We start from the raw sequence: 26,863 nt of genomic DNA, 5'->3' as shown, positions 1-26,863 counted from the left end.
ACCCATGGCCATCAGGTCGCGAAGAGCGACATCCCGTTGTCCCGCAGGAAGTGCCGACGGGTTTCGTCGCCCAGGCTTTCGACCCGCTCGTAGAACTCGGCGGGCTCCCGAAGTCCCTCGGCGTGCGGCCAGTCGGACCCCATCACCAACGCCTCTGTCCCACCGAGCGCGTCGGCCAAGGCGACCGTGTCATCCTCGGGGTACGGGACCACCTTGACGTGGCGCTTGAAAATCGTGCTCGGTCGCTCGGTCAACGGACCGCCGAGCCACGGTCCTAGCCGTGCCATACCGCGGCTCTTGTCCATGTGCTTGATGAAATGCGGAATCCACGATGCCCCGAACTCGCTGACCACCACCCGGATGTCGGGGAAGCGACCGAAGAGGTTGTCGAAGATGAGCGCCGACAACGTATCGGTGATCGGCCGCTCACCGTACGAGTTCTGCCACTGCCAAGCCGAGAATTGGAACGGCGGTCCGATCTTCCAACCCCAGTGCGGCGCAACCTCTTGCTGGTAATGGAACTCGGAGATGTGAAAGCAGATGATCGCCTTGGCCTCGTTGACGCGCGCCCAGAACGGATCGAAATAGGGATCGCCCGGGCTGCGGCCGTACGCCGGCCCCGCGGCCAGGTAGATGAACTTCGCGCCCGCGGCCAGCACCCGGTCGAGTTCGGCGACCGCACGATCCAGGTCCCGCAACGACATCAGCGCCGGGGCGTAGATGGTGTCGCGATAATTGAAGCCCCAGTCCTCGTCGACCCACCGGTTGAAGGCGGTGAAGTTGTCGTACAGGGGATCGATACCGTCGAGGAACGGCTCGGCCAGCAGCGCCCAACCCCCCGGGTACATGATCGACTTCTCGATCTGCTGTTCACCGAGCTGGACAAGACGAGCCTCGCGGTCCAGGTACTCAGGCTGGAGCGGCTCGAAGAAGCGCTCGGCGTCGGCCGCGTCGCCCGATGCGCGTTTACGCAACATCTCCGCCAACGATCCTGGCACGTAGGCCTTTTCCAGATCGTGTTCCTTCTCGAAGGCCGTGATGATCCGCTCGTTCGCCAGCAGCGCCTTGTGGCCGCTGGGCATGTCGATGAGACGGATGGCGGTGTCGATCTTGGCTTTCGGCATGAAGCGCGTAAAGCAGTCGGTGGCCTCGTAGGAATGCTGGTCGAAGTCGACCATCTTGTAGGGAAGGGTGCCGACCGTGTTGGGGATGAGGGACATAGGTTCTGCTCCTTTAGTTCTTCGCTGACACAGGCTTGATACGTCGCATCCGCAGCACCGTGGTAGCAACGACTCGGTCGTCGCGACCGGCGTCGCGCAGTTCGACGCGGCAGGCCGCCACATCACCGCTCGACCCGACCGTCACCGGCACCGCGACGAACGGTCCGGTGCGGCCTGGCGCAACGATCGTCGTCGTCAACTGCTCCACCGACACCGTGTCGCTGCCCAACGCGCCGGCACCGGCCTCCAGCGCGGCCGCCTCGGTGATCACCAGCATCGGTCCGTGGTGAAGGCGCTCGGTGCCGATTTCCGGTCGCAAATCAGGGATCTCGAGAAGCCCGTCATCGCGCCGGCGGCCGGTGTAGGCCTGCCACAGTGGCGGGAGATCCCCGGTGTCGTCGACGCCCTTCCCCGGTTCGGGGTAGACGAAGCCGTCCGGTGTCGGGCAGATGACCGACCAGTTCGCCGAACCGAAGCCGATGGTGCGCTGCGCATCGTCGTGGAACACCGCATCGGTGAAGATCTGCGATCGGGCCTCGGTGGACACCCGACCCGCGACGTGAACGGCCGCCAGGTCGGTTCCCGGGTCGACGATCGTGATGTTGACCTGGGTCAGGGCGAGAATGTTGACCGGGTCGACGTTGACGCCGGCGGCGTCGAGCATCGCGATTGCCAACGGCGCCGCCAGCATTGAGCCGCCCGGCGTGCGCAGGTCGCGGCGCAGGCGTAGCTGATTCTCGGCGTGCGTGCGATCCAGCGGCCGGGGCGCCGATGCGAGGTAGCGGTAGCTGATCAGTGCGTCCTTGCTGGTGGCCCACTCACCGAACGGGTCGGCGGCCTCGCGTCGGGTCACGCGTCCGCCAACAGCGGCGCGAGCCGGGTGCAGATGGTTTCGATGTTGCGCATGGTGACGTCCTCGCTCATGCCTCCGATGGATGCCCACAAGAACACGGTGTCCACCGGCGCGCCCGCGGTACCGGACTTGATCGTTTCTGCCAGGTGCTCCGGGGTGCCGTACGCGAAGTCCTTCAACGGCGCCATGCTGCCGGCGTTGACGATGCGGTCGAGGTCGACCGGTCTCGGCGGCGGCCTGCCGGTGCCCTCGACCATATGGCGACGATACGAGTTGAGTTGATATTCCAGGTGTTTGGACACCACCGGCCAGTCAAGTTCCGGATCGTCGGTGGCCCAGCCTTGGATGCCGCCCGACATCACACCACGTTCGACGGGATGTCCGGCCTCGGCGAGGCCGTCCCGGTACGGCTCCCACAGCGACGCGTCAACTGAGAGCAACCCCTCGCCGAGCAGTCCGGCCCGGCGGGCACCCTGCGGTCCCTGATAGCCCATCCAGATCGGCATCGGGTCCTGTACCGGTCCGGGCCGCACACCATCCTTGCCCCACAGTTCGCGCAGTCGGCGGGCCGTGCCGTCGGTCTGGGCGTAGCGGGCCTCAATTGATGCGTCGAACAACTCGAACTCCGGCACGCGGTAGCCGGTGCCGATGCCGAGGTCGAGCCGTCCGCCGGAGATCAGGTCCACCGCCGCGCACTGCTCGGCCAGTTCGGCCGGATGGTGCAGAGGCGCGATGACGATCGCGGTGCCGAGCCGAACCCGGGAGGTTCGGGCCGCCACCGCGGCCGCGAAAGTCAGGGGTTGGGCGAGATAGTCGTCGTCGAAGAGGTGGTGCTCGGAGAACCACACCGAACTGGCGCCCAGCCGTTCGGCCTCCTGACACGCTTCGATCGTGAATCCGTAGAGCCGCGACGGATCCTGCCGCCACTGCGGCGGATTACGCAGATCGAAGTAGACGCCAACCTTCATCGGTTTTCCTTTCTCGGCGCGCTTGGCAGGACGCCTTCACGGCGAAACGCCCTCCACTGCGCAGGATCCCAAACATCTTGGTCTTCCGCGTACACCGTGGCACCCGCATAGCTCCACTCCACCAGACTCTGGTGGACCAGCATCGACGGGTACACGAGATTGGTGAACTGCGAGACAACCTCACCATGCGCGACGGCTGAGCGTCCCAGCTCGTCGATGACCTCGATGTCGATCGCCGCGGGCATGCCGTTGTCCTTGCGGTGTACGCGTCGTTCGCCGCTGACTGCCTTACTCCATACGCCGTCCCGCCAGATGAATCCCATCACCACGCGGTCCTCACCCCGGTCCAGAGACAGGCCGAGGAACCCGTCGTCGACGCTCGGGAAGGCGTAGTCGTAACCAGCCTTCACCCCGCGCAGGTCCGACCTCCTTCCCCAACTACGGTCGCGCATCAGGATGCAGTTCACTTCCATCGGCTGCGCTCGTAGGGTGATTGTTCCGGTCACCCGGCCCGCCTGATCGACGTGGTAGGCACCCGTGAAAGGAGGCCGCGGCTTGGGCGCGGTGACCAGCGCCGGCGCGATCGCATCGAACTGCAAATCGACATCGATTTCGTCGTTCGAAATGCCGAAAGCAAAGGATTTGTTGGGTTCTCGCTGCCGGACAAATAGCCCACCGGGCAACCGTGCGTCCCGCATGTCGAGGCCAGCGGGGATCGGTAAGTGATGCTGCATCGAGTAAAAGGGCGTTTCCCACGGCGTCGTACCCGTGTCGTCGAACAACGTCACGCCCCCGCCGATGCTGTTGAGCAGCGGACGAAAGTAGAGATAGAAGTTGCCGAACAGTTTGCATTCCGGGACGGCGAAGGTGAACCAGAATGTCTCGGTCCACCAGGTGTCCGCACCCTCCGGCGGCGTGTGCAATGTGTCGTCTTCGGTAGACAAGTTGTAGTCAGACATGCGCTTCCTAGAATCTCGGCAGTGGTGTGGTCGCCATGGGGCCCAGTAACTCGGCCATCCGGACGGTTTCACGCTGCACATGTCGTCCCAAGTAGCTCAACACCGTATTGGTATCGACGGTGTCGGCACGGATGCGTTCGCACAGTTCCTTTCTGCCGTCGGCAGCGACCGACATGTCCTCGCCGAGCAGTGATGCCAGATCTCGTCGCTCTTGGTCTTCGATGGCGGCGTCATAGCGCTCCCCCTGTTGCAGGTGACGGACGGTGCGCAGGGCTGCCTTGGCCTGAGCGATCTGGTACGGATCCGACAGCGACGGCAAGAGCCGCTCGCGCAACGTCGTGCGGATGAATGCGAGCGAACCCTCACGCTCGGAACCCGTGTCGGGCTGAGGTTCCAGCGAGACTGGTCCTTGCTCGACGCCGGCAAGTTCGCGGAGAGCGTCGATGACCAGACGACCGTGAAAAGCGGGCCCGCTGACCATGATCGGGTATTGCGGGTCGTCATGCCCACGGGCGCGTACAACATCGCCGGCGATCAGTATTTTCAGCATGGCACTCACTGCACCGTGCCAGATGCGCGCGCGGTCGAAGGGAAGCCCACTCGCTTCGGAATAGACTTCGAAGCGGCGAGTCAGATTCCCGAACGGAAACAGCAGAGCGCGAGCGACTACCCAACCGAGATCCTCATACGGGTCGCCCAGGTGCGAAAGCTCCCAGTCGACGACGGCCGTCACCCGGCCTTCATGCTGGACGAAGTTGCCGGGACCCGTATCGCCCTGCACCAGGACAGTCCGGTCGACGTCATTCGGAGCGTTGCGCCGCAGCCACTCCCCGGCAAAAGTGACGACCGGGTTCGCGGGCGCATTCGCCGCGTGAAAGCGCAACCAGTGGTCCAGATCGAGAGTGGCATGTTCCTGCGCCGTGGTGGGCACCGGCATCGGTGGTAGCTCGAGGGCGGTGGGATCAAGCGCGTGAAGCGCGGCGATGTGCCGCATCAACTCGTCGGAGACCGCCTCCCGTGTTGCGGGGTCCAGTCCACTCAGGTCATCAGTTCCGGCAACACGCTGCGCGGCAACAAGCCCGCGCTCGGTGTCGACGGCATAGATGTCTGGGACGGGAACGGGTGTGTGCGCCAACGCGCGGTAGATCTGCGTCTCCCTCGACTCGTCTCCGTAGACCTGGAGAGTGTCGCGAGTTCGACGCACGATCACCGGAACGAGATCATCGCCACGAGTGACGTCCACGCTCCAACTGGAGCGGGTGCCCGCGACGATCGGCTGGACCGAAACTTCGTCGGCACCCAGCGTTTCACGCATCCATTCATGCAGGAACGCTTCGAAGTCGGCGTCATCACTGCGGGACAACAACGCGTCATTACCGGGAGTTCCGGCGGGTGCCTGTATTCGAGCTGCCACGCTGACCCTTCTGTAAACGGTGTTCACTTCCTGGTAAACGGTGTATACCACGTCGAGTGAACGCCGTATACCCCATACTGGGGAACATGGCCGCCCCTGCGACAGCGCCTCTGACCCGCGATCGCATCGTTTCCGCCGCGCTCAGCTTGACCAAGGCTGCCGGCGAACCGCCCAGCATGCGCACGCTGGCCGGTGAACTGTCGGTCACCCCGGGAGCTCTGTACCGCCACGTCGCTGGACAGGCCGACTTGGTGGCGCTGATGATCGACGAGGTGATGGAGCACGTCGAGATGCCCGATGAGGCGACCGAACCGGATCCCTGGCGGCGGATCCGTGCTCACGTGCATTCCCTCACCAAGACGCTCGACGCCTACCCCGGATTAGACCGCTTGATCGCGCACCACGGCGACAGCAGCAATGCTGCCCGCGTCCGGCAACAATGGACGATGGACCAATTGCGGACCGCAGGCCTGAATCGGCGGGATGCCGGTCGTGCGTACGGGGCGCTCGACATCTACTGGCTCGGCTCTCGCCAGAGGACCCAGCGGTCCGTCGCGACTTTTCTCTTCGGACTCGACCGGCTGCTCGAAGGGCTGCGCGCTCACAGCCGGAACTCGTCCGCGACCTCAGGATAGAACGCCCGCGCCCAGCGGCGGAAGTCTGTGAAGGCCTGCCCCTCGACGGTTGCCAGCGCAGGCGGATCCTCGAACCGCTGGTGGCTCCAGATCGCGATGTCGTTCGGCAGCTGCGAGATGGCCTGATCCAGCCGCGACTCGAGCACATCAGGGGTGTCGCCGGGCAGCTTCTCGAGCCACACCGTCTGGAACATGTCGCTCGTGCCGGCCTCGATCGGTGTGGTCGACAGCAGGATCAACGTGTTCATCGAGCCCGACAGCGACGTGTAGTTCAGACCGACCCCCGCAACGAGGATCGACAGCGTGTCCCCGTCGTGACTGTCGGGTTCCATTGGCCGCCAGCGGCTCCCGAACCCGATCTGACTGAACCAGTGCGCCTCGTCCTGCCAGCGGCGCAGAAACACAGGATGACTTCGCGCGCCGTGCACGTAGCGGAAATGGATCGGGTCGGCGGCATTCTCGCTGACGAGCTGCGGGTGCAGCGTGAGCGCGTCGAATTTGACCTGGCTCGGCGCGTGATACTGCAGGGCCGCGGTGTGGGACGCGGTGTCGGTGAAGATGTCGGGCGGTTCCCAGTCCGGCTCGCGACCGTCGACGTCGTGCCACATGTACACCATGCCGGACTGTTCGCGCACCGGCCAGACCCGCAGGCGACGTGCGCGGTTCGGCCGGTCGGGTTGGTACGGAATGTGGGTGTTGCGGCCCTCGGGGCTCCAGTGCCACCCGTGAAACGGACACACGACGCAGTCGTCCTGTACGTGGCCGCCGTAGCCCAGGTGCCCGCCGAGATGCCGGCAGTGTGCATCGAGGATGTGTAACGTCCCGCTGGTGTCGCGGTAAGCGACCTGCTCACCGCCTAAATAGCGCAGCGGCCGCACACCCTCCGCCGGGAAATCTGTCGACCATCCGACCTGGAACCACCCGGTCGGCAGCCAGTGCGGCCTCAGCCGGTCGGGGTTGAGCACGCTGGATTGGGTCATTCGACCAACTCCTTACTTGACCTCTCGACGTGGTGTCGCAGCCCGGCGATCAGAACGTCCAGGGCCTCGGCGAAGGTGTCAATATCGGCTTTACGACGTTTGCGGCCCTCAAGAGCGGCCCGCGACCCCAGCCACAGCCACGTCACCGCGCGGTACACCTTGTGCGCGTCCTCCACGCTGAGCCCCTCGCGCTGCAGCGCAGCCATTCCCTCTTGCCGGAGCCGGTTGGCGACAGGCGAGCTCGGCGAGCGCGCGATCACCGCGTCATCGAGCCCGGGATAGCGGTCCATGAGCGCCTGGACGCCCAGCACCTGGGCGCGCAGCGCCAGCCAGCCGTCGCCGGTATCCGAGCCGGCCTTCGGCGCCTGCTGAAGTACGTGATCGACCACCAACTGGAGAAGCTCGTCCCGGCCGGAAACATGTTTGTACAGGGCACCGACCGATACCCGCAGTTCGTCGCTCAGTGATCGCATCGTCAACGTGGCCAATCCTTTTCGCGCGATCTTGACAGCCGCGGCGACGATCGCATCTACGTCGAGCGCCTCGGCACGAACCCTTGGACGGCCAGCCATACGATGTATAGTAAACAACGTTCGCCATCAGTGCCAGTGCAGACGAGGAACACATGCCTGACGACAATGCACACACCGAGCAGCCCTACGACTTCCGGCTGTCGGACTACGCACGCGACATCGAGACCTTGGAGCACCCACAGGACCACCTCGCCGAGAAGGTAGCGACGACACGGTACGAGCGGTCGGCCGACGGCGCGATCTACCTATATCGGCACGAAGACATTCTCAAACTGAACCGGCATCCGGCGATACTCGGCAACGGTGGACGCGGCAGCATGGTGCCCGGAATGCCTTTGGTGCCACTGGAGATCGATGGTGACGACCACGTCAAGTGGCGCAAGATCCTCGATCCGTTGTTCGCGCCCAAACAGGTCGCCCGGCTCGAGAGCACAATCCGCGAGCTCACCGCGGAACTGGTGGACTGCTTCGCCCACGACACATCGGTCGAAATGTACTCACAGTTCTGTGTGCCGTTGCCTTGCATCGCCTTTCTGCGACTATTCGGCGCGCCCGTAGACGACCTGGGGTTCTTCCTGGAGTACAAGAACGACATGCTGCGCCCGGAGTGTGACACTCCCGAGGAGAACGTCGAGAAGATGCAGGGGGCCGCGCTGCGGATCGCCGCCTACTTCATCGACATCTTGCAGAAGCGGCGGGAAGAGAAGCCCGGTGACGACGTTCTCTGGGCTCTCCTGCAGGCGGAATTCGATGGTGAGCCACTAACCGACGCGCAACTTTTGAGCATCATCATGCTGATGATGTTCGCCGGCTTGGACACAGTGACGGCATCGTTGTCGCTGATGATTCATTGGCTGGCCCAGCATCCGGACGAACGTCAGCGAGTCATCGCAGAACCCACGTTGATGAGAGGGCTTGTCGAGGAGTTGCTTCGGTATGAGTCACCGGTGCAGACGGGTACCCGGTATGCGGCCGAAGGCGTCGACCTCGGAGATGGGCTCGTCATCGAGAAGGGCGAGGCCATCCTCGCGTCGTGGGGAACGGCAAACCTGGACCCGAACGCTCATCCCAACCCGTTGACCGTCGACATTGATCGCCCTCGGCATCAGCACATCGCCTTCGCGAGCGGCACGCATCGGTGCCTGGGGTCCAATCTCGCGCGTTTGGAACTGCGAGTCGCCCTCGAGGAGTTGCACAAGCGGATGCCGAACTACTCACTTCAACCGGGCGAGGCGATTCAGTGGGTGAACATGCCCGTTCGGACGATCGAGTACCTGCCGTTGGTGATCGGCGGCTGACGGCCAGTTACGTCGGCTGCGGGCCGATGCCGAGGTGACGGCAGACGTCGGCCAGCGTCGAGCGCAGCTCGGCCAGTCGCTTCTGCCCGATGATCGCCCCGATCTCGGCGTCCAACTGTTCGGCGATCGCCGCCGCGTCGGCCAGCAGGGCGCGGCCCTTTTCGGTGTACCGAACTATTTTCGCCCTGCCGTCCGCGGGGTCGGGTGCGCGTTCGAGGTACCCGAGTTCTTCGAGTTCGGTCACCAGCTGCCCGACGGCGTTCTTCGAAACGTCCTGCGCCTTGGCGATATCGGAGATGCGGCTGCCCTCCCAGTCGATGAAAACCATCAACCGGGCGTGGGCGGGCCTGAGTTTCGCGTGTCCGAGCGTGCGAGCACGTTCATTGGAGGCGCGCACCATCCACTCGCCGAACTCGATGGCATGTCGCTGCAGCGAGTCCGCCTGAAACCTGCGTACCTGCGACTCGCCGCGCATCGGCATTCTCCTCCGAGATGGTTGACAAGCCGCCGTGTTTTAGTGAAGCTGACTTCACTATATCTCGGCGACAAGAGGCCCGCATGAATCTTGCATCGGATGAACTGGTTCCACCAGCGCTCGTGGAGCCCTCGGGAGTGTGGTTCTTCAACTGGGCGATACCGATCATCGGCAGCATCTTCATCGTGCTGGCAATCGCCGACGTCATCCGGCGCAGGCGCCTGACGTGGGGCTTCCTGTTCTTGTTCAACAGCATGGCTGTCTACTGGATGGAGACCGTCGGCGACTGGGGCCAGATGCTGATCTACAGCCCCACGTTCACCGAGCACCACCTGCTGGACTGGCTGCCGCTCAAGACCCCGAACGATCCACTGTTCATGCCGTTCGCCTACGCCGTCTACTGGGGCGTGCATGCCCTTCTCGTGCTGTGGCTGAGCCAGTGGCTGTCGTCGCGGCTGGGCTGGAGCATGCTCAAATCGATGCTGGTGCTGGCCATTCCGGTGAACTACGTCTGGGACTTCATCGTCGAAGGGTTGGCCACCGCCATGGGATGGTGGACCTACGACCCGGGCATCGGCCCGGTGCTCGAATGGGAGAGCGGCGGCCGGATCACGCTGCTGTGGACGATCGGGTTGATGTGCACCTGGCCCAACCTGATCGCGTACTGGGCGGGCAAGCCGCCCATCCGAGGCCTCAACCATCTCGAGCGCTTCGTCGGCCTGGAGCGGTTCACCAAGCCGAAGGTTCCTGCCAAGCAACCGGTTACAGTCGGCGCTCCGAGTGCTGCGGCCAAGCCTGTGCGGCTGTCCAAGATGCAGGAGTACGACGACTACCTCAATTACGAGGTGACGATTCCGCGGTGGCGGTTCGAACTGATGCGCCTGGGCGCGTGGTTCGTCGGCTTCCAGGTCAGCTTCTTCCTGTTCCTGCTCGTCCCGCTGGTGGTCCTGCGCTGGCTCACCGGCGCCGACAGCCCCTACGTCCCCTGATCTGAAGGATTCCGCTGACATGGCTGATTTCAAGCGCCGCGACATGAAAGACATGCCCGCCGAGTTCTTCCTACCGCCGCCGACCAAAGAGGGGTTGTGGCGCGAAACGGCGGCTTTGGTGATCGGCTGCTTCGCGTTCATCATCGTCCTGGCGATCATCGTCGCGCTCACCCAGGGCATCGTCATCAAGGTTTAGGCCCCGTTCGCTGCCGCGAGTGTGGGCTTACGTCACGCTTTCCGCGATTTCGCGTGCGGGTAACCCACGTTCGGCCGTAAGGCGCGCGACCACAGCGCCGCGGCGCGCGACCACACCCCCGCGAGTGTGGGGTTACGTCACGCTTTTCGCAATTTCGCGTGCGGGTAACCCACGTTCGGCGGCAAGAGGTAAGGCCCGAGAACTACCGGCCCGGCGGGACCAGCAGCGACTGCCACGGCCGCTCGCCGGCCGCACCTTCGGCGAGATTCGACTGGGTGTACACCTTGCCGTCGGGGCCGACGTACTCGCCGGAGGCCGGATCGTACTCAGCGGCGGCGACCGGCAGCGGCGGCGTACCCGGCGGCGGAGGCGTCACCGCGACCGGAACATCCGGCGGCACATGCGGAATCGCCTGCCCGGACAGGGTCGCGTTCGGGTCGCCCTTCCAGTTGTAGCCGTCGTTGAGCGGCACGTACTGCTCGTCGCTCTCGCACATCTGCCACGTCGGAGCCCGCTTACCGGGCACCGTGATACACGGCAGGTTGCGGGCGCCGCGGACGTTGAACGGCGCGTCCTGCGGTGTCCGGCAGTACATGTCGCCGTTCGGCCGGTCGGGGTAGTCCTCGAAGACCGGCACCCGCTGCTGCTGGGCCGGCAGGAACCCCGTCGTACACGGCGGCGGCAGGTTCTGCGGCGGCAGCGGCAGCGGCGCCGGGAACGCGGGCAGGATCGCGTTCAGGTTGAAGATCAACGAGTCGCCCATGTAGTCCTGCTTGGTGCCGCGCTTGTGCACGCCGACGGCCTGCGTGACCGCGGTGCCCTGCGGCAGCAGCACCAGCAGCTGCTCGAGGCTCGGCTGGTAGGCCACCGCGACCTCGCCGATGCTGACCAGGTTGGCCAACACGATCGGCAGCGTCGGCTGCAGCCGCTCGAACAGGGCGCGCACCTCGTCGGCGGCCCCCGGCCCCTTGGCCAGAATTCCTCGCACGGCCGGATCCTGGTTCCGCACCTGACCACTGATGTCCGCCAGGTTCGCCGCCCACGCCTGAATCGACCCGCCGGTCTCGGTCTGGGTGTCGAGTATCGGCTTGGACTGATCGATGAGCGTCAGCAGCGGGTCGAGGTTCTCGCGGGCGTCAATGGCCAGCTTGGCGCTTCCGCTGACCAGCCGGCGCAGCTCGGGCCCGAGCCCGCCCACCGCGGTGTAGGCCTCGTCGACGACGGTCCGCAGGTTCTCTTGGGGGATCGCCTGCAGGCCACGCGCCGTGTCGTCGAGCACCGTGTTGATGTCCGTCGGAACCGTGGTGCGGCTCAACGGGATCACGTCGCCGTCCTTGAGTTCCGGACCGTCGCCGCTGCGGGGCAGCAACTGCACGTACTGCTCGCCGACGGCCGAAACGCTGTGCACCTCGGCTTCGAGGTCGGCGGGGATCCGGACGTCGGAGTCCAGCGACAGCACCGCCTGTACACCGGTGTCGGTCAGCTCGACGCTCTTGACCTCACCGACCTGCACACCTCGGTAGGTGACGTTGCCTCTGGGATACAGCCCGCCGGTCTCCGGCAGCTCGACCGTCACGCGGTACTGACCGACGCCGAGGAGTGACGGCAGCCGCATGTATCCGAAGACCATGATCCCCAGCGCGAGGATCGCGATGGCGGAGAAGATCGCCATCTGGATGAGAATCTGCCGGGTCATTCGCATGCTAAGGCCCCTGATCCCAACGGTACGGAGCGACCAGCGGGTTGCCTCCCGGTGGCGGCACGTTGTGGTTGCAGGGGCTCGGGAACTGGCCGATGGTCCGTCCCCACTGCAGCTCCAGCCAGGTCAGGTTGCACTCGAACCGCGTTCCGGTGAAGAAGCTCTGGTCGATTCGGCTCAACGTCAGGTCGACGACCAACGTCAGGTTCGCGTAGTCGCCGCGCATCCAATTGAGCAGTGTCTCCTTGGGGAACGGGAAGGTCGGCAGGAAGCTCAGCGCGCGGGTCAACGCGGGACCGGCGTCGGCCAACTCCTCGAGCACCACGCCGAGGTCCTTGAGCTCCTGCACCAGCGCCTCTCTGGTCTGGTCGACCGAGTCGGCGGTCAGCGCGCTGAACCTACCGAGCTGGGTCAGCACCTCGGCCAGGTTCTGCCGCTGATCCTTGAGCACCGCCAGCGCGTCGGGGATGGTCCGTAACGCCTTGTCCACCACCGGTTTCTGCTCGGCGATCTGCCCCATCAGGTTGTTGAGGCTCTCTGTGGCGTCGATGATGTCCTGCTTCTGGTCATCGAGGTGCCCGATCGCGATGTCGAGCTGCTCGATGAGACTGCGCAGGTCGTTCTCACGGCCGGTGAACGCGACGCTCAGCGCCTCGGTGATGTCGTAGATGTTGCCGATACCGCCACCGTTGAGCAGCAGCGCGACGGCGGCCAACGCCTGCTCGGTGCTCGGATACGCGCTCGACGACTCCAGCGGAATCAGCGAGCCCTCTTTGAGCTTGCCCGACGGCGCAGCATCGGTCGGCGGCGCCAATTCGATGTGCAGAGAACCCAACAGGCTCGTCAGCCCCAGCTTGGCGGTCGCGTTCGCCGGCAGCTCGACGTCACCGTTGAGCTCCATCGTCACCAGCGCGTGCCAGCCCTGGCGCTCGATCTTGCGCACGGTGCCGACGTTCACATCGGCGACCCGCACACGCGAGTTCGGCTCGATGTTGTCCACATCGGGCATCTGCGCCTGGATCGTGAACGCGCCCGGCCCGGTGCCCTCGACGCCCGGCAGCGGCAACGAGTTCAGCCCCTGCCAGTCCGAGCAGCCCGCCAACAACGCGGCCGACGCCACCACGACCACTGCCCTGCGTAAGCGCCGCATCATGGCCCCATCCCCGGCGGCACCATCAGCCCGTGCAGGCCGTCGGCCGGATTCGTGGAGACCGGCGCCTCGGCCGGCAGCGGCGGGCCCCCGGCCGGCGGTGGTGCCGGCGCACCCGCGGCCTGCGCGGGCGGCGGCGCTGCCGGAACAGGTTGCGGCGGGATGTAATCCGGTCGCAGCCAGTCCTCGCTGTAGGTGAGCTCGTTCGGCCGTGTCGTGGCGCCGGAGAAGACGTTCTGCATGATGGGCAGGAAGTTGTACTGGCGGTTCTTCATGATCGGCGCCAGGTACTGCACGCACAGCTTCGCCGACTGCTCGGCGTTCAGCCGCGACGCCGCCTGAATCCCGCCGCACAGGAACGAGATCGGGTTCGCGAAGTTGTTCAGCATCGGCAGGCTGCTCACCGCGCCCTGCGCGGGCTGCCAGATGTTGACGTAGTTCTGCAGCGTGTTGGGCGCCACGTGCAGGAACTGCTTGACGTCGGCGAGGCTGTCGGTCAGCGCCTGGGTCACCCCGGCCAGCTTGTCCGACGTGGTGCCCAGCGCCTCGCGGTTGTCGGCGACGAAGGTCTGGACGTCGCCGACGACGTTGTTGAGGTCGCGTAGCGCGTCGGCGACCTCGTTGGGATCGTTGGCTAAGAGCCCGGTCACGCTCGCGAGGTTCTGGTTGAGCTGGCGCATCACGTCGGTGCTGTCCTGCAGCGCCGAGACCAGGATCGCGAGGTTCTTGACCGTCGAGAAGATGTCGGTGCTGTGATCGCCCAGGGCGGTCACAGCCTGCGACAGCTTGATGACGGTGTCGCGGATGTTGGCGCCCTCGCCGCGCAGGTTGTCGGCGGTGGTGTTGATGACCGATCCCAGCGGGCTGACATCGCCGGGTTCGGTGGGCTGCAGGGTCTCGGCGAGTTTCTCCAGCTGCTGACGAACCTCGTCCCACTCCACCGGAACCGCGGTGCGGTCCTGCGGGATGACCGTGTCGTCACCCATCACCGGCCCGCCGGTGTAGGGCGGGGTCAGCTGAATTGCGCGCGCGGTCACCAACGTCGGCGACAGGATCGCGGCCTTGGCGTCGGCAGGCACCTTGTACTTGCTGTCGTACCAGAACGAGATCTTGACCCGCTCGGGTTCGGGTTCGATCGATTCGATCTTGCCCACCGGCACGCCGACGATGTTCACGTCGTCACCGGGGTAGATCCCGTTGGCGTTGTCGAAGTAGGCGACGACGTGGGTGCGGCTGATGGCCCCGGTGTTGCGCAACAACACGATTGCGCCGCCCGCCAGGATCACGACCAACGCGACGGCCAACAGGTTACGAGCTGAGCGCGTCATCGGCCGGCCTCCGCGGGTCCGAGGTGGGCGACCCCACCGGGAGCGGGCACCGCGACCGGCGACGGTGTCGGGTCCGGAGTCGACTGCAGACCCGGCGGCGCCTCGGCAGGCGGCCCCGGCGGCGGACCGCCGGGCGGCGGCGCGGGCAGCGGCTCGCGGTACGGATAGCAGCCGGGACCGGGCAACGGCAGCCCGGGCGGACCGCACGCCTGATCACCCGGATTACCGGTGATCGCGTCGGGCACGGTCAGGCGCGGCTCGCCGCCCTGGCCGGTGCGCGGGAACGGCACCGGCAGCGCAGGCGTGCCGGGCTGGCCGACCTGCGGGTCGCTCAGTTCCGACGGCAGCTTCACGTTGGGATCCAGGCCGAGGTCGGAGAACGCGGCATCGATGAACGGCTGCAGGAACTGGCCCGGCAGCAGGTTGGCGACGTAGTTCTTGAAGAACGGTCCGCCCGACACCGATTCGCCCAGCGACATCACGTAGTCGGTCAGCAACTCGAGCGACTTCTGCAGACGGTCCTTACGGTTGTCCAGGATCGTCAGCACGCCGTTGAGCTTGTCGAGGGCGGGCCGCAGGGTTTCGCGGTTCTCGCCGATGAAGCCCTGCAGCTGTCCGCTGAGCGCCGAGATGTTGCCTGACACCTGATCGAGTGCGGCGCTCTGGTTTTCGAGCTCGGCCAGCAGCGCGTTGGTGTTGTTGACCAGGCTGACGATCTGGTTGCTGCGCTCGGCCAGCACCGTGGTGGCCTTGTCGGCGTTCTCCAGCAGACCCCGCAGCTGCGCGTCACGTTCGTTCAGGGTGTCGGAGAACCGGGCCACCCCTTCGATCGCGACCTTCAGTTCCGGCGGGGTGTCGGAGAACGTCTCTGACAGCACCCGCAGCGAATCCGAGAGCTGGTCGGTGTTCAGTCCGCTGATCGCGGTGGCCAACTCCCCCAACGCATCCGGCAGCTGATACGGCGACGTCGTGCGGTCGAGCGGGATCGTGCCTTCCTGCTTGCCGTCGCCGCGGGAGGTGACCTCGAGGATCTTCGTGCCGAGCAGGCCCTCGGTCTTGATCGCCGCCTCGGTGCGATCACCCAGCCGGATGTCACTGTCGACGGTGAAGGTCACCAGCGCGCGGGGTCCGTCCACCTCGATGGACTTGACCTGGCCCACCTCGAAACCCGAAACACGCACGGCCTTACCGGTTTGCAGCCCGCCGACCTCGGCGAAGTAGGCCGAGTACTCGCTGCCCTGCAGGAACGGCAGCCGGTCGTAGTTCAGCGACCCCACCACGATGCCCACGGTCAGCGCCAACCCGACGGCGCCGATGACGGTCTGATTACGTTCGGAGAAGGGCTTCACCTCGGCGCGCACCTCCCGGTGGACTGCCCGGCGACCTTCACGTACACGGGCTGGCCGCCCTTGCCGTTGAGTTTGAGCACGATGTCGCAGAGATAGAAGTTGAAGAAATCACCGTAGAGGCCTTGGCGGGCGAGCGCCTGATGCGCCTCCGGCAGCGTGTTGAGCAGGTTGTCGAAGTACTCGTGGTCAGCCACCACGATCCCGGCCGCACGGTCGGTCTCCTGGACCGTCTTGCTGAACGGCGGGCGGGCCTGCGACAACAGGTCGGCGACCGTGCCTGCCGCCTCGTTGGTGTAGGCCAGCCCGTTGCTGATGTCCTCCCGGCGCTCCGCGAGCGTGCCGACCAGTTCGCTGAGCGCGTCGACGGCCTTGCCGAACTGCTCGTTCTGGTCGCCGAGCGAGCCGAGCACCACGTTGAGGTTGACGATAACGTCGCCGATGAGCTGGTCACGGTCGGCCAGAGTCGTTGTCAGAGCAGCGGTCTGGGCGAGGAACGAGTTGATCGTCGCGCCCTGGCCCTGCAGGGCCCGGATCAGCTGACTCGACAGCGCGTTGACCTGATCGGGGTCCAGCGCCCGGAACAGCGGCCGGAACCCGCCGATCAGCGCGTCGAGGTCGAGCGCGGGTGACGTGCGGGCGAACGGGATCGTGCCGCCGGGTTCGAGTTTCTTGACCCCGCCTGCGCCTTCCTCCAGCGCCAGGTAGCGGCCGCCGATCAGGTCGTCGTACCGGATGACGGCCCGGCTGCCCTCGGTCAGCACCACTGACTCGTCGGCGTCGAACTCCACCCGCGCGGTGGTATCCGGTTGAATGGCAACCTTTTTCACGCTGCCGACCTCGACGCCGGCGATCCGCACGAAGTCACCGTTCTCCAGCCCGGTGACATTGGTGAACTCGGCGACGTAGCTGTTGGTGGACTCCCCGAACCGCATCTCGCCGAAAACCGCGAACAACCCGAACACGCCGAGCAGGCACACGGCCAGGAACGCGGCGAGACGCACCGCGTCTCGCCGGACCCTGGCGTTCATGCTGGACATGGCGTGTCACCTCTCATGGCGTCGTGGTTCATCCGAACGGCGGACCGGGTCGGGCCGGGGTCGGCAGGGGTGTCGGGCGCAGCGGCGTGGGCTGCACCTGCGCAGGCGAGTGCACGATGAACGGCTCCGAACCCGGCCGCGGGCCCGGATCGCGCGGCGCCATCGGCGGCGGCGCGGCCGGCAGGCCCGGCCACAGCGGGGTGCCGTCGTCGGCGTAGAGGTCCGCACCGTAGGCCGGGGCGCCCGGGTACGGCACGGGGCCGATCGCGGGTCCACCGAACAGGTTGCGCACGCTCGGCGGTTCGGGAACCGCGCGGGTCGTCGGCAGATAGTTGGCGTACCCGGGGAAGCCGATGCCGGGGTTGGGCCGCCAGTCGATTCCGGTGCCGAACCCGGTGTTGGTGACGAGGTTGCGCACCGGCCAGTTCTTCGCGACGTCGGGCAGCGAGCCGCAGCTGGGTTTGCCGCCCGGCCCGCCCTTGGCGCCGACGATCGGCAGGTGATCGGGGTAGCGGTAGGGGTCGTCGCCGACGCCGAGGGCCACATCGAGCACTAGGGAGCGGCCGTTGCCGCCGGGCCCGTCGTACCCGCCGTTGTCGAGCAGGTTCTTCGCGCCGGTCAGCAAGCAGGTGTACTCCGGGCTGTACTTGTGCAGCAGGTTCGTCGTCGGCTCGAGCACGTTGATCGACTTGATCAGGTTCGCCTGGTTCGGCGCCAACAGGTTGATTCCGCTGTTGGACAGCCCGATGGTGGCCAGCAGCAACGCATCCAGCTGGCTGGCCTGCGCGGTGATCGTCGTACTCGTCGTGCTCAGCGCATCGAGGGTGCTCAAAATGTCCTGCGCCGCAGCGCTGTACGTGTCGTTGAAGTCGCGCAGCGCGCGCAGGTCCTCGGTCACCGTCTCGTGGCGCGGATTGACCTCCAGCAGAACCTGATTCGCCGCGGTCGTGGCCTCACCGATCAGCTCGCCCTGCCCACGCACACCCTCGGCGAGGGCGTACAGGGTGCTGTTGAGCTTGGCCGGGTCGACCTGTTCGAGCACGTCGACGATGTTCTGGAACACCGTGTTGGCTTCGACGGTGACGTTGCGCGACTGGATCACCTGACCGCCGGCGAGTCGCTGCGAACTGGGATCGCTCGGATAGATCAGGTCGACGAACTTGGCGCCGAACACCGTCGTCGCCCTGATCTGCGCCTCGACGTTCGCCGGGATGAAACCGAGCTTGTCCCTGTCGATCTCCAGCTGCAACGCCACCGGTTCGCTGCCGCCCTGGATCGCCGACACCCGCCCGACCTGCACGCCGCGCAGCTTCACCTTGGCGTCGGTCTCCATCACCAGCCCGGCGCGGTCCGAGGTCAGCGTGACGGTCTCGGTCTTGCGGAAGGCGCCGACGAACAGCGCGTACGTCAGCCAGACGGCGACGGCGACGATCACCGCGAGGATCAACGTCCACCACGCGGGGTGCAGGCCTTCGTCCTCGAAATCCATGTCAGCCCGCCAGATTGAAGTTGCCGGACTGGCCGTAGACCGCCAGTGAGAGCATCACCAGCACGACGGCGGAGACGATCAGCGAGGTGCGCACCGCGCGGCCGACAGCCTCGCCGACACCCGCGGGCCCGCCGCTGGCGGTGTAGCCGTAATAAGTGTGCACCAGCATGATCATCACCGACAGCGCGATGGTCTGGCCGAACGACCACATCAGGTCGGTGGGGTTCAGGAACGTCGTGAAGTAGTGGTCGTACACGCCGGTCGACTGACCGTAGAGCACCGTGGTGCCGAACTTGGCGGCCCAGAATGCGGCGATCACACCGACGCAGTACAGCGGGATCACCACGAGGAATCCGGCGACGACGCGCGTGGAGGCGAGGTAGGCGATGCTGCGGACACCCATCACTTCGAGCGCGTCGACCTCCTCGTTGATCCGCATGGCGCCCAGCTGTGCGGTGGCGCCCGCGCCGATGGTGGCCGACAGCGCCACCGCCGTGGTGGCCGGCGCGATCAGACGCACGTTGAAGAACGCCGACGCGAAACCGGTCAGGGCTTCGACGCCGATCTCCGAGAAGTCGGTGTAGCCCTGCACGGCGACCAGCGCGCCCGTCGTCACGGTGAGGAAGCCGACGATGGCGACCGTGCCGCCGATGATGATGAGCGCCCCGGCGCCCAGGCCCATTTGAGCGATGATCCGGATCAACTCGACCTGATAGTGCAGGAGGGTGTAGCGGATCGAACTCAGCGTGCGGCCGAAGAACTTGGCCTGCATACCGACCCGGTTCCACGGATCGGCCACGCTGCGGAACCGGGCTTTGAGCCACGGGAACTGGGAGTGCGGCCGGGAGATCGTCACATCGTCACCTTCACCGCGACCGCGGTCGCGACGATGTTGATCGCGAACAGGGCCATGAACGTGAAGACCACGGTCTCGTTGACCGCGTTGCCGACGCCTGCCGGGCCACCACCAACGGAAATGCCTTTGTAACAGGCGATCATGCCCGCTGACAGCCCGAACAGCGCGGCTTTGAGCAAGGCGATGACGACGTCGGTGGTTCCGATCAGCAGCGTGAGGCCGGCGGCGAACGCACCGGGTGAGACGTTCTGGATGTAGACGACGAAGAAGTAGGCGCCGGCCAGCCCGACGAGGATCACCGTGGCGGACAACGCCAGTGACACCAGAGTGGCCGCCAGTACACGCGGAACAACCAGTGCCTGAATGGGATTGACGCCCATGACCCGCAGCGCGTCGAGTTCTTCGCGGATCGTGCGGGCGCCGAGGTCGGCGCACATGGCGGTGGCGCCGGCGCCCGCGACGACGAGCACCGTGACGATCGGCCCGATCTGGCGCACGGTGCCGAGCGCGGCCCCGGTTCCGGAGAAGTCCGCGGCGCCGAACTCCCGCAAGAGGATGTTGAACGTGAACGTCAACAACACCGTGTACGGGATGGTCAGCATCAGGGTGGGCAGCAGCGAGACTCGTGCGACGAACCAGGCCTGCGAGATGAACTCGCGCCAGGCGAAGGGCGGCCTGAACATCGCCACGAACGTGTCGAGCGCCATCGAGTAGAAGCCACCGAACGCCCGCACCGGTTTCGCGACCGCAGCCGAGGCCACCATCAGACGGTGAGTCCTCGTGTACACCGCACTGCCATAGGCCGCAGATCCCTCCATTACCAACCGCGCCCATCCAGGCTGTGGGTGACGTTACACGTCAACGGGCCGCAGAACCGTACATCACCGATTTCGTGACCAGCAACAGCGCAGCTGGCCAGGGTGCACGCAGCGCGCAGCAAAGCCGAAGCAGTTAGATGATTCGAGGTCCGCGTCAGGTATTGCGTACCGCCTCTTCGAGTTCGGCGATGACGATCTTTCGCATTCTGAGCATCGCTTTCGTCGCCGCGGCAGCGCGCGCGGGGTCCGGATCGTCGTGCATTTCGAGAAACCGGTCGACTGAGCGCCGCTGTCGAGAACGCAGGTGGGGAAGATCGCTGCGGAAGTCACCGCCCGGCGGGCGTCGCTCCCAGGGCTCGCAGCGCGAATTCGAGCACGGTGGCCTTGGCTCGGCGCATCCCCTGCGGGTCGTCGTAGCGCACGGTGAGCATCACCCGGCTGATGAACGCGTTGATGGCCACCGCGTCCGATTCCGGCTTGGCCAGCGGAAACGACCCGTCCCGGCAGCCTCGGCGCAGGATTTCAGCCAGCGAGCGCTCCCGGTCGGCGTGTGCCTGCTCGCGGGTCTCGCGGTACCCCTTCGCGGCGCGGACCTCCTCGGAGTCGATCACGGTGAAGTGCGCGCGGATCCGGTCGTCGTAGACCAGCCCGAACATCCCCTCGATCCAGGCTTCGAGCAGGTGAGCAGGGTTGCCGGGCAGGTCCTCGACGATGCGGTCGAGCCGTTCTGCGAGCGCGTCGGTCTCCGTCCGCAGCATCGCCAGGAACAGTTCGTCCTTGGACGCGAAGTGCCGGTAGAACGCGCGCGTCGACACCCCGGCGCGCTGCAAAATCGCCGCGACCGGGACCGGGCGGGAGTGCGGCTCGGACAGACACCGATAGGCAGCATCGATGATGCTTCTGCGGTCGTCGGCGGTCGGATCGGACTGCACAAGGGCAAAGTATATTGACGCCCTCATAAATTGGCTAGCGGCGCGTGAAAGGGTCGAATCGTGCAAAACTCTGCGACGTGGTCAGCATGGACGGCGTCGCCGACGTCGTGAACCGGTGAGCGCGGACCGCCGCACCATCGGCTTCAACTTCCTCTCACAGCCGGAGTTGCCCGCACCCCGGGTGAGTGAGCAGCAGGCCGAGCGCCTCCTCGCCGAGCACTACGGGTTGACGGCCGGCGCGGTCTCTCTCGGCAGCCAGCAGGACCGCAACTTCCTCGTCACCGCCGCCGACGGCACGATCGCCGGTGTGCTGAAGGTGGCGAATCCGGCGTTCAACGCCACCGAACTCGCCGCCCAGGATCTGGCCGCCGAGCTGATCGCGAACGCCGAACCGCACCTTCGGGTTTCGGTGCCGCTGCCGAACACCACCGGTGAGAAGTACACCGCGGTCGACGGGCTGGTGGACACCACCGCCTACGTCCGGTTGTTGCGCCACCTGCCCGGCGGCACGCTGCTCGAGTCGGGCTATCTCGCGCCAGCGGCCGTGGCCGGCCTCGGCGACGTCGCGGGCCGGGTGAGCCGGGCGCTGGCCGACTTCACCCATCCGGGCCTGGACCGCGTGCTGCAGTGGGACCTGCGCTACGGCGCCGACGTGGTCGCCGCGCTGCTGTCGCACGTGCCTGACGTGGCGCTGCGCGAGCGCATCGACGCGGCCGCCCGCGAAGCGTGGTCGCGGATCGACGCGCTGGCGGACGCCCTGCCGCGCCAGGCGGTGCATCTGGACCTGACCGACGCCAACGTCGTGGTCACGCGCACGGCAGGCGCCGTGGTGCCCGACGGCGTCATCGACTTCGGCGACCTGACCGACAGTTGGGCGGTGTCGGAGTTGGCGATCACCGCATCCAGCGTGCTCGGCCACCCCGGGGCCGGCCCCACCTCCGTGCTGCCGGCCATCCGCGCGTTCCACCGGATCCGGCCGCTGTCGCCGGACGAGGCCGCCGCGGTGTGGCCGCTGCTGGTGCTGCGGACCGCGGTGCTGATCGTCAGCGGCGCGCAGCAGGCCGCGCTCGACCCCGACAACGACTACATCACCGAGCAGGCCGACGAGGAACAGCGCATGTTCGAACAGGCGACCTCGGTGCCGATCGATGTGATGACCGCGGTGCTCGTCGCCGACCTGGGACTCGACACCCCTGCCCCGCCTTTGCGCGGCCAGTTGATCGAGCCCACGCGGGTGACGACGCTGGACCTCGGCCCGCTGTCGGACGCCTACGACGACGGCCGCTGGCAACGTCCCGATGTCGATGACGAAACCGCCTGTGCCGCACTGACCGACAGCACCGGGGTGGCCGTCTCCGAATACGGCGTCCCGCGGCTGAGCCGAACGGTCAAGCTGTCCCAGGGCAGCCCCGACGTGGTGGCCACCGGCATCGACATGTGGTCGGCGTCCGAGATCGCCCTGCAGGCGCCGTGGGACGGCGAGGTGGTGCGGGCGACCGCCGACGAGGTGACGCTGCGTGGCGTCGACCACGAGGTCACGGTGATTGGCGCGCGCCGTAACGCCCCGCTCGGGTCCCTCACCACAGGCGCGGCGCTGGCGACCGTCGCCCCGTACGAGGCGGTCCGGGTCAGCGTGCGACCGGTCGGGGCGCCCGTCGCGCCCCCGTACGTCAGCGCCGACCTCGCCCCCGGCTGGCTGGCGTTGACGCGTGACCCGCGCCCGCTGCTGGGCCTGACGCCGACCACACCTGTCCCGCGACCCGACCTGTTGGCCCGCCGCGACGCGAGTTTCGCTGCAGTGCAAGAGCATTACTACCGCACACCACCGCAGATCGAACGCGGCTGGCGCCACCATCTGCTCTCCACCGCGGGCCGTTGCTACCTGGACATGGTCAACAACGTCACCGTGCTCGGCCACGCGCATCCGCGCGTCGCCGACACCGCCGCCCGCCAGCTGCGCAAGCTGAACACCAACTCGCGGTTCAACTACGAGGTGGTCGTAGAGTTCAGCGAACGGCTCGCCGCGACATTGCCCGACCCGTTGGACACCGTGTTCCTGGTCAACTCCGGTTCGGAGGCAAGCGATCTCGCGCTGCGGCTGGCGATGGCCGCGACCGGCCGCCGCGACGTCGTCGCGGTCCGCGAGGCGTACCACGGCTGGACCTACGGCACCGACGCGGTGTCGACGTCGATCGCCGACAACCCCAACGCGCTGGCCACCCGCCCCGAGTGGGTGCACACCGTCGAGTCGCCGAACAGCTTCCGCGGCAAGTACCGGGTAGCCGACGCGGCGCGCTACGCGGCCGACGCGGTACGCCGGATCGACGAATTGATCGCCGCGGGCCGACCGCCCGCGGCGTTCATCTGCGAGAGCGTGTACGGCAACGCCGGCGGGATGGCGCTGCCCGACGGTTATCTGCAGCAGGTATATGCGGCGGTGCGCGCCGGCGGCGGGCTGGCGGTCTCCGACGAGGTGCAGGTCGGTTACGGCCGGCTCGGGTCGTGGTTCTGGGGCTTTCAGCAGCAGGACGCGGTGCCCGACATCGTCTCGGTCGCCAAGTCCACCGGCAACGGGTATCCGCTGGGCGCGGTGATCACCAGCCGCGCGGTGGCCGAGGCGTTCCGCTCGCAGGGGTACTTCTTCTCCTCCACCGGCGGCAGCCCGCTCTCGTGCGCCATCGGGATCACGGTGCTCGATGTGCTGGAAGAGGAACGGTTGCAGGACAACGCCGCCCGCGTCGGCGGCCACCTCAAGCGGCGGCTGGTCGAGCTGGCCGAGCGCCATCCGCTGATCGGCACGGTGCACGGCACCGGCCTGTACCTGGGCGTGGAAATGGTGCGCGACCGCCACACACTGGAGCCGGCAACCGAGGAGACCGCGGCGATCTGCGACCGCATGCTCGAACTGGGGGTGGTCATCCAGCCCACCGGCGATCACCAGAACATCCTCAAGACCAAACCGCCGCTGTGCATCGACGTCGAGGGCGCCGACTTCTACGTCGACACCCTCGATCGAGTGCTCTCCGAAGGCTGGTGAGGCCGCTCAGGCCAGCAGCGGCACCGTGTCGTGCGGGGTGTCGGTGAGGATCTCGAACATCACCCGCCGCCGTGCCGTGAGCTCCGCGCGTTCGAAAGCCTTGCCGGCCACCTGAACCCGGCAGGTGGCGAGCGCGGAGTTGTAGCAGTACTTGGTGGTGCCGTCGGTGTCGGTGTAGGTCAGCCCGATCACGTCGGACGGTTCGGCGACGATCTCACCTTCGATCATCTTCTCCCCGACCCGGCCGCCGAAGGTCCAGGAGAACGGCCGGTAGCGGCCGTGACTGGACAGGCTGGCGCGGATCGAGCGCACCGCGAATTCCGTTCCGCCGTGCCGGAACACGAACAGCGTCACGCCCGGCAGCAGCACCGGCCCGACCGCCGCGCGGGCGGTCACGATCTCCAGCGTCGAGTCGGGCGCGTCGTCGAAACCGCAGATCTGACCGTACGCGTACGCCGGCGTGTGCCGGGTGCCCCAGTTGTGGTTGATGCTGCCGGTCCACCCGTCGACCGGTATCGGGGCGCCGTCGATCTCGAGCAGCCCGTCGAACGTCGCGAGCGGGTGGCGCACCGTCGTCTTGGCCGTCGGGAACCGTGCGGCGTAGGCTCGTTCGGTGAGCAGCCTGACCGGTTCGGCGTCACCGGGGTCGATCGACAAGTTCCAGCGCGCCGTGCGACCGCCGCCGGTGACGACGCCTTCGGCGCTGCGGTCGTCGAGCGTGGTGGCCGCGATGCGGGCAGTCCAGTCGTCGTCCCCGAATTCGGCCATGTCGATCGGGTAGGGCTGCTTGAGCGCTCGGTTGCCGTCGCCGTCGGGATCGAACAGCATCACCCACACATCGGCCGTCGCCTCCCCGGCCGTGGGACGCAGCAGCGTCTGGCGCAGCCACAGCGCGCGCGGTGACTCGGGGTGGTTGGCGCGGATGTAGCGACTCTCGTAATACGGGGGCTCCGCGGACGTCACGGGTCCCAGCATCCAATACTTGAGCGGTGACCGGTGTGCAGATCGCGGCTTACCTGCTCAGTGTGGTGGCGGCGGCCGAGGCCGTCGCGCTGGCGGTGCTCTGGGTGCGCCATACCCGCCAGCGCACCGAACTCGAGGAAGCCCGTCGTCGCCTCGACACCAAGAACATGCTGTTCACCGGAGGCCGCGAAGCGGTCAAGCAGGTGTGGCAGACCGCGAACATCCTGCGCAAGGACGGGTTGGGCGCGGCGGTGCGGTCCTCGATCGAAGATCTCGCGGACTGGGCGGAGGTGGAGCGGCCCGACCTCGCCCGGCTGGCGCCCGGCGGCAAGATCGTGATCGCGTTCTCCGACATCGAGGAGTCCACCGCGCTCAACGAACGCATCGGCGACCGCGCCTTCGTACGGCTGATCGGCCGCCACGACAAGATGGTCCGCCGGCAGGTCCAGAAACACTCGGGTTACGTGGTGAAGAGCCAGGGCGACGGGTTCATGCTGGCGTTCGCGCAGCCGGAGCAGGCGGTGCGGGCCAGCGTCGACATCCAACGCTCACTTCGTCGGCAGCCCAACGGAATCCGGGTCCGCATCGGCATCCACATGGGCAAGTCCGTGCGTCGCGGCGACGATCTGTTCGGCCGCAACGTGGCGATGGCGGCGCGGGTAGCCGGCGTGGCCGACGGCGGTGAGGTGCTGGTCAGCTCGGTCGTGCGCGACGCGGTCGACGGCATCGACGACCTCGGCTTCGACGACGGCCGCGAGGTCGAGTTGAAAGGCTTCGGCGGGTCGCACCGGCTCTACGCCGTCACGGGTCAACCGCGGTCGGCCTCCGCGACCCGCTGATGCAGCCGCGCCCGGATGTCCTCGGGGGAGTAGGCGTTGCGGCGACGTTGGTCGCGCGCGACCAGCACCCCGCCCGCCACCACACCGGCGACCCCGGCCAGTCCGACCCACTTCCAAATCCCGCGCATGGCCGTCAGTCTGCCTAAGCTGCCACAGTGAGTCCAAGCACCGTGTCGTTGAGCGAGGCGCTCGACGCGACGCGCACCGGCGACCTCTGGCTGTTCCGCGGCCGGTCCGGGCCCGACCGGGCCATCCAGTCGATGACGAACAGCCCGGTCAACCACGTCGGGATGACGATCGCGATCGAGGATCTGCCGCCGCTGATCTGGCACGCCGAGCTCGGCGACAAGCTCGTCGACATGTGGACCGGTGACAACCATCGCGGTGTGCAGCTCAACGACGCGCGCCAGGTCGTCGAACGCTGGGTCACCAACTATCACCAGCGGTGCTGGCTGCGGCAGCTGACGCCGTACGCCAACCGGGAGCAGGAGGACCGCGCGCTGAAGGTCGTCGCCCGCATGGACGGCACACCGTTTCCCAGCACCGCGCGCCTGACCGGCCGCTGGTTTCGCGGACGGCTGGCCGTGACCGATCTGACGCGCGGAATCCCGTTCGTACACAAGAAGGTTCGGGACGCCACCGAACGCCGCAAGCAGGAGAAGCTGCAGGTCGGCCTGGAGACGGCCTACTGCGCGGAGACCGTCGCCATCACCTACGAGCAGATGGGCCTCCTGTCGACCGAGAAGCACTACAACTGGTTCGATCCCGGCAAGTTCTGGAGCGGCGACACCCTGCCGCTGGCGCCCGGGTATCGGCTGGGCGCGGAGATCGCCGTCGAACTCTGAG

Annotated in this window: 26 protein-coding genes and 1 pseudogene; 7 read left to right on the top strand and 20 right to left on the bottom strand. The window is 66.8% G+C overall.

The window, feature by feature from the left end; genetic code table 11:
• Positions 1-11 precede the first annotated feature (11 nt).
• From BHQ18_RS21610 to BHQ18_RS21590, 5 genes are read right to left on the bottom strand one after another with little or no spacing between them, the layout of a single operon-like run.
• Entirely contained in the window at positions 12-1,220 is a 1,209-nt protein-coding gene (locus BHQ18_RS21610) for an amidohydrolase family protein (RefSeq protein ID WP_069415693.1), read from the bottom strand.
• A 13-nt stretch (positions 1,221-1,233) separates the two neighbouring features.
• Positions 1,234-2,073 carry a hypothetical protein gene (locus tag BHQ18_RS21605; protein WP_069415692.1) on the bottom strand — a complete coding sequence of 280 codons (840 nt, stop codon included), beginning with the start codon at positions 2,071-2,073 and terminating at the stop codon, positions 1,234-1,236.
• Complete coding sequence (locus tag BHQ18_RS21600; RefSeq protein ID WP_069415691.1) at positions 2,070-3,041, bottom strand: LLM class flavin-dependent oxidoreductase; 972 nt, start codon at positions 3,039-3,041, stop codon at positions 2,070-2,072. The genes BHQ18_RS21605 and BHQ18_RS21600 overlap by 4 nt, the downstream gene beginning before the upstream one ends.
• Entirely contained in the window at positions 3,038-4,000 is a 963-nt protein-coding gene (locus BHQ18_RS21595) for a DUF7064 domain-containing protein (protein WP_069415690.1), read from the bottom strand. Before BHQ18_RS21595 ends, BHQ18_RS21600 begins: the two co-directional genes overlap by 4 nt.
• A 7-nt stretch (positions 4,001-4,007) precedes the next feature.
• Positions 4,008-5,441 (bottom strand): phosphotransferase, encoded by a 1,434-nt coding sequence (locus BHQ18_RS21590; protein ID WP_131815720.1) that lies wholly within the window; start codon positions 5,439-5,441, stop codon positions 4,008-4,010.
• 59 nt (positions 5,442-5,500) lie between these two features.
• On the opposite strand from BHQ18_RS21590, the gene BHQ18_RS21585 reads away from it, so the two are divergent.
• Positions 5,501-6,049: a TetR/AcrR family transcriptional regulator gene (locus BHQ18_RS21585; RefSeq protein WP_069415688.1), complete on the top strand. Its 549-nt coding sequence runs from the start codon at positions 5,501-5,503 to the stop codon at positions 6,047-6,049.
• Here the strand turns inward: BHQ18_RS21585 and BHQ18_RS21580 are convergent.
• Together BHQ18_RS21580 and BHQ18_RS21575 are read right to left on the bottom strand one after the other, a co-directional pair.
• On the bottom strand, positions 6,016-7,029 hold the full coding sequence (locus tag BHQ18_RS21580; RefSeq protein ID WP_069415687.1) for a 3-ketosteroid-9-alpha-monooxygenase, oxygenase component: 1,014 nt from the start codon (positions 7,027-7,029) through the stop codon (positions 6,016-6,018). The genes BHQ18_RS21585 and BHQ18_RS21580 overlap by 34 nt on opposite strands.
• Positions 7,026-7,601 carry a TetR/AcrR family transcriptional regulator gene (locus BHQ18_RS21575; RefSeq protein ID WP_069415686.1) on the bottom strand — a complete coding sequence of 192 codons (576 nt, stop codon included), beginning with the start codon at positions 7,599-7,601 and terminating at the stop codon, positions 7,026-7,028. The genes BHQ18_RS21580 and BHQ18_RS21575 overlap by 4 nt, the downstream gene beginning before the upstream one ends.
• Before the next feature lie 53 nt (positions 7,602-7,654).
• Here BHQ18_RS21575 and BHQ18_RS21570 point away from each other — a divergent pair, with 53 nt between their 5' ends.
• On the top strand, positions 7,655-8,860 hold the full coding sequence (locus tag BHQ18_RS21570) for a cytochrome P450 (RefSeq protein ID WP_069415685.1): 1,206 nt from the start codon (positions 7,655-7,657) through the stop codon (positions 8,858-8,860).
• 7 nt (positions 8,861-8,867) lie between these two features.
• Here BHQ18_RS21570 and BHQ18_RS21565 read toward each other — a convergent pair whose 3' ends face one another.
• Positions 8,868-9,335 carry a MarR family winged helix-turn-helix transcriptional regulator gene (locus BHQ18_RS21565; RefSeq protein ID WP_069415755.1) on the bottom strand — a complete coding sequence of 156 codons (468 nt, stop codon included), beginning with the start codon at positions 9,333-9,335 and terminating at the stop codon, positions 8,868-8,870.
• 83 nt (positions 9,336-9,418) lie between these two features.
• Between BHQ18_RS21565 and BHQ18_RS21560 the strand changes: the two genes are divergently transcribed.
• Together BHQ18_RS21560 and BHQ18_RS30175 are read left to right on the top strand one after the other, a co-directional pair.
• A complete protein-coding gene (locus BHQ18_RS21560; RefSeq protein ID WP_109789369.1) occupies positions 9,419-10,324 on the top strand; it encodes a spirocyclase AveC family protein in 906 nt (301 codons plus the stop codon).
• A 19-nt stretch (positions 10,325-10,343) separates the two neighbouring features.
• The gene (locus BHQ18_RS30175; RefSeq protein ID WP_165614585.1) at positions 10,344-10,520 is read left to right on the top strand and encodes a DUF7156 family protein; all 177 of its coding nucleotides are present in this window, start codon (positions 10,344-10,346) and stop codon (positions 10,518-10,520) included.
• A 202-nt stretch (positions 10,521-10,722) separates the two neighbouring features.
• On the opposite strand, the gene BHQ18_RS21555 is transcribed toward BHQ18_RS30175, so the two are convergent.
• The 10 genes and pseudogenes from BHQ18_RS21555 to BHQ18_RS21515 all read right to left on the bottom strand — a co-directional run bounded on the left by BHQ18_RS21555 (position 10,723) and on the right by BHQ18_RS21515 (position 21,178).
• The gene (locus tag BHQ18_RS21555; protein WP_069415684.1) at positions 10,723-12,222 is read right to left on the bottom strand and encodes an MCE family protein; all 1,500 of its coding nucleotides are present in this window, start codon (positions 12,220-12,222) and stop codon (positions 10,723-10,725) included.
• Position 12,223: 1 nt separating this feature from the next.
• Positions 12,224-13,372 (bottom strand): MCE family protein, encoded by a 1,149-nt coding sequence (locus tag BHQ18_RS21550; RefSeq protein WP_372516660.1) that lies wholly within the window; start codon positions 13,370-13,372, stop codon positions 12,224-12,226.
• Positions 13,369-14,697, bottom strand: a complete 1,329-nt coding sequence (locus BHQ18_RS21545; protein WP_069415682.1) for a virulence factor Mce family protein — start codon at positions 14,695-14,697, stop codon at positions 13,369-13,371. The genes BHQ18_RS21550 and BHQ18_RS21545 overlap by 4 nt, the downstream gene beginning before the upstream one ends.
• Positions 14,694-16,046, bottom strand: coding sequence for an MCE family protein (locus tag BHQ18_RS21540; RefSeq protein WP_069415753.1), 1,353 nt, complete (start codon positions 16,044-16,046; stop codon positions 14,694-14,696). Before BHQ18_RS21540 ends, BHQ18_RS21545 begins: the two co-directional genes overlap by 4 nt.
• Positions 16,043-17,074: a virulence factor Mce family protein gene (locus BHQ18_RS21535; protein WP_069415752.1), complete on the bottom strand. Its 1,032-nt coding sequence runs from the start codon at positions 17,072-17,074 to the stop codon at positions 16,043-16,045. Before BHQ18_RS21535 ends, BHQ18_RS21540 begins: the two co-directional genes overlap by 4 nt.
• A 37-nt stretch (positions 17,075-17,111) precedes the next feature.
• Complete coding sequence (locus tag BHQ18_RS21530) at positions 17,112-18,572, bottom strand: MCE family protein (RefSeq protein WP_069415681.1); 1,461 nt, start codon at positions 18,570-18,572, stop codon at positions 17,112-17,114.
• Position 18,573: 1 nt separating this feature from the next.
• Positions 18,574-19,428 (bottom strand): ABC transporter permease, encoded by an 855-nt coding sequence (locus BHQ18_RS21525; RefSeq protein ID WP_069415680.1) that lies wholly within the window; start codon positions 19,426-19,428, stop codon positions 18,574-18,576.
• Positions 19,425-20,192: an MlaE family ABC transporter permease gene (locus BHQ18_RS21520; protein ID WP_069415679.1), complete on the bottom strand. Its 768-nt coding sequence runs from the start codon at positions 20,190-20,192 to the stop codon at positions 19,425-19,427. The genes BHQ18_RS21525 and BHQ18_RS21520 overlap by 4 nt, the downstream gene beginning before the upstream one ends.
• Before the next feature lie 208 nt (positions 20,193-20,400).
• Positions 20,401-20,505, bottom strand: a pseudogene (locus BHQ18_RS29900) (VOC family protein); the annotation flags it as partial.
• A gap of 67 nt (positions 20,506-20,572) precedes the next feature.
• Positions 20,573-21,178, bottom strand: a complete 606-nt coding sequence (locus BHQ18_RS21515) for a TetR/AcrR family transcriptional regulator (protein WP_372516659.1) — start codon at positions 21,176-21,178, stop codon at positions 20,573-20,575.
• Positions 21,179-21,293: 115 nt separating this feature from the next.
• On the opposite strand from BHQ18_RS21515, the gene BHQ18_RS21510 reads away from it, so the two are divergent.
• On the top strand, positions 21,294-24,215 hold the full coding sequence (locus BHQ18_RS21510; RefSeq protein WP_069415678.1) for an aminotransferase: 2,922 nt from the start codon (positions 21,294-21,296) through the stop codon (positions 24,213-24,215).
• Between the two features lie 6 nt (positions 24,216-24,221).
• Here BHQ18_RS21510 and BHQ18_RS21505 read toward each other — a convergent pair whose 3' ends face one another.
• Positions 24,222-25,190 carry a hypothetical protein gene (locus BHQ18_RS21505; protein WP_205866162.1) on the bottom strand — a complete coding sequence of 323 codons (969 nt, stop codon included), beginning with the start codon at positions 25,188-25,190 and terminating at the stop codon, positions 24,222-24,224.
• Between the two features lie 14 nt (positions 25,191-25,204).
• Between BHQ18_RS21505 and BHQ18_RS21500 the strand changes: the two genes are divergently transcribed.
• Positions 25,205-26,017: an adenylate/guanylate cyclase domain-containing protein gene (locus BHQ18_RS21500; protein ID WP_069415677.1), complete on the top strand. Its 813-nt coding sequence runs from the start codon at positions 25,205-25,207 to the stop codon at positions 26,015-26,017.
• On the opposite strand, the gene BHQ18_RS29655 is transcribed toward BHQ18_RS21500, so the two are convergent.
• A complete protein-coding gene (locus BHQ18_RS29655; protein WP_109789368.1) occupies positions 25,987-26,145 on the bottom strand; it encodes a hypothetical protein in 159 nt (52 codons plus the stop codon). The two genes, BHQ18_RS21500 and BHQ18_RS29655, sit on opposite strands and share 31 nt — an antisense overlap.
• Before the next feature lie 42 nt (positions 26,146-26,187).
• Between BHQ18_RS29655 and BHQ18_RS21495 the strand changes: the two genes are divergently transcribed.
• Positions 26,188-26,862 (top strand): guanylate cyclase, encoded by a 675-nt coding sequence (locus tag BHQ18_RS21495; protein ID WP_069415676.1) that lies wholly within the window; start codon positions 26,188-26,190, stop codon positions 26,860-26,862.
• Position 26,863 lies beyond the last annotated feature (1 nt).

The sequence above is a fragment of the Mycolicibacterium flavescens genome (assembly GCF_001722335.1).
Lineage (GTDB): Bacteria > Actinomycetota > Actinomycetes > Mycobacteriales > Mycobacteriaceae > Mycobacterium > Mycobacterium flavescens.
The sequence above is the reverse complement of the archived record's forward strand: the minus strand, read 5'-3'. Positions and strand labels throughout refer to the sequence as shown.

Bases quoted from the DNA above. Each gene is read 5' to 3' on its own strand.
- BHQ18_RS21585 (WP_069415688.1), top strand. From the start codon at position 5,501: ATGGCCGCCCCTGCGACAGCGCCTCTGACCCGCGATCGCATCGTTTCC.
- BHQ18_RS21595 (WP_069415690.1), bottom strand. From the start codon at position 4,000: ATGTCTGACTACAACTTGTCTACCGAAGACGACACATTGCACACGCCG.
- BHQ18_RS21545 (WP_069415682.1), bottom strand. From the start codon at position 14,697: ATGACGCGCTCAGCTCGTAACCTGTTGGCCGTCGCGTTGGTCGTGATC.
- BHQ18_RS21520 (WP_069415679.1), bottom strand. From the start codon at position 20,192: ATGGTGGCCTCGGCTGCGGTCGCGAAACCGGTGCGGGCGTTCGGTGGC.
- BHQ18_RS29655 (WP_109789368.1), bottom strand. From the start codon at position 26,145: ATGCGCGGGATTTGGAAGTGGGTCGGACTGGCCGGGGTCGCCGGTGTG.
- BHQ18_RS21550 (WP_372516660.1), bottom strand. From the start codon at position 13,372: ATGATGCGGCGCTTACGCAGGGCAGTGGTCGTGGTGGCGTCGGCCGCG.
- BHQ18_RS21600 (WP_069415691.1), bottom strand. From the start codon at position 3,041: ATGAAGGTTGGCGTCTACTTCGATCTGCGTAATCCGCCGCAGTGGCGG.
- BHQ18_RS21505 (WP_205866162.1), bottom strand. From the start codon at position 25,190: ATGCTGGGACCCGTGACGTCCGCGGAGCCCCCGTATTACGAGAGTCGC.
- BHQ18_RS21570 (WP_069415685.1), top strand. From the start codon at position 7,655: ATGCCTGACGACAATGCACACACCGAGCAGCCCTACGACTTCCGGCTG.
- BHQ18_RS21575 (WP_069415686.1), bottom strand. From the start codon at position 7,601: ATGGCTGGCCGTCCAAGGGTTCGTGCCGAGGCGCTCGACGTAGATGCG.
- BHQ18_RS21610 (WP_069415693.1), bottom strand. From the start codon at position 1,220: ATGTCCCTCATCCCCAACACGGTCGGCACCCTTCCCTACAAGATGGTC.
- BHQ18_RS21530 (WP_069415681.1), bottom strand. From the start codon at position 18,572: ATGGATTTCGAGGACGAAGGCCTGCACCCCGCGTGGTGGACGTTGATC.
- BHQ18_RS21560 (WP_109789369.1), top strand. From the start codon at position 9,419: ATGAATCTTGCATCGGATGAACTGGTTCCACCAGCGCTCGTGGAGCCC.
- BHQ18_RS21555 (WP_069415684.1), bottom strand. From the start codon at position 12,222: ATGCGAATGACCCGGCAGATTCTCATCCAGATGGCGATCTTCTCCGCC.
- BHQ18_RS21535 (WP_069415752.1), bottom strand. From the start codon at position 17,074: ATGAACGCCAGGGTCCGGCGAGACGCGGTGCGTCTCGCCGCGTTCCTG.
- BHQ18_RS21565 (WP_069415755.1), bottom strand. From the start codon at position 9,335: ATGCGCGGCGAGTCGCAGGTACGCAGGTTTCAGGCGGACTCGCTGCAG.
- BHQ18_RS30175 (WP_165614585.1), top strand. From the start codon at position 10,344: ATGGCTGATTTCAAGCGCCGCGACATGAAAGACATGCCCGCCGAGTTC.
- BHQ18_RS21580 (WP_069415687.1), bottom strand. From the start codon at position 7,029: ATGACCCAATCCAGCGTGCTCAACCCCGACCGGCTGAGGCCGCACTGG.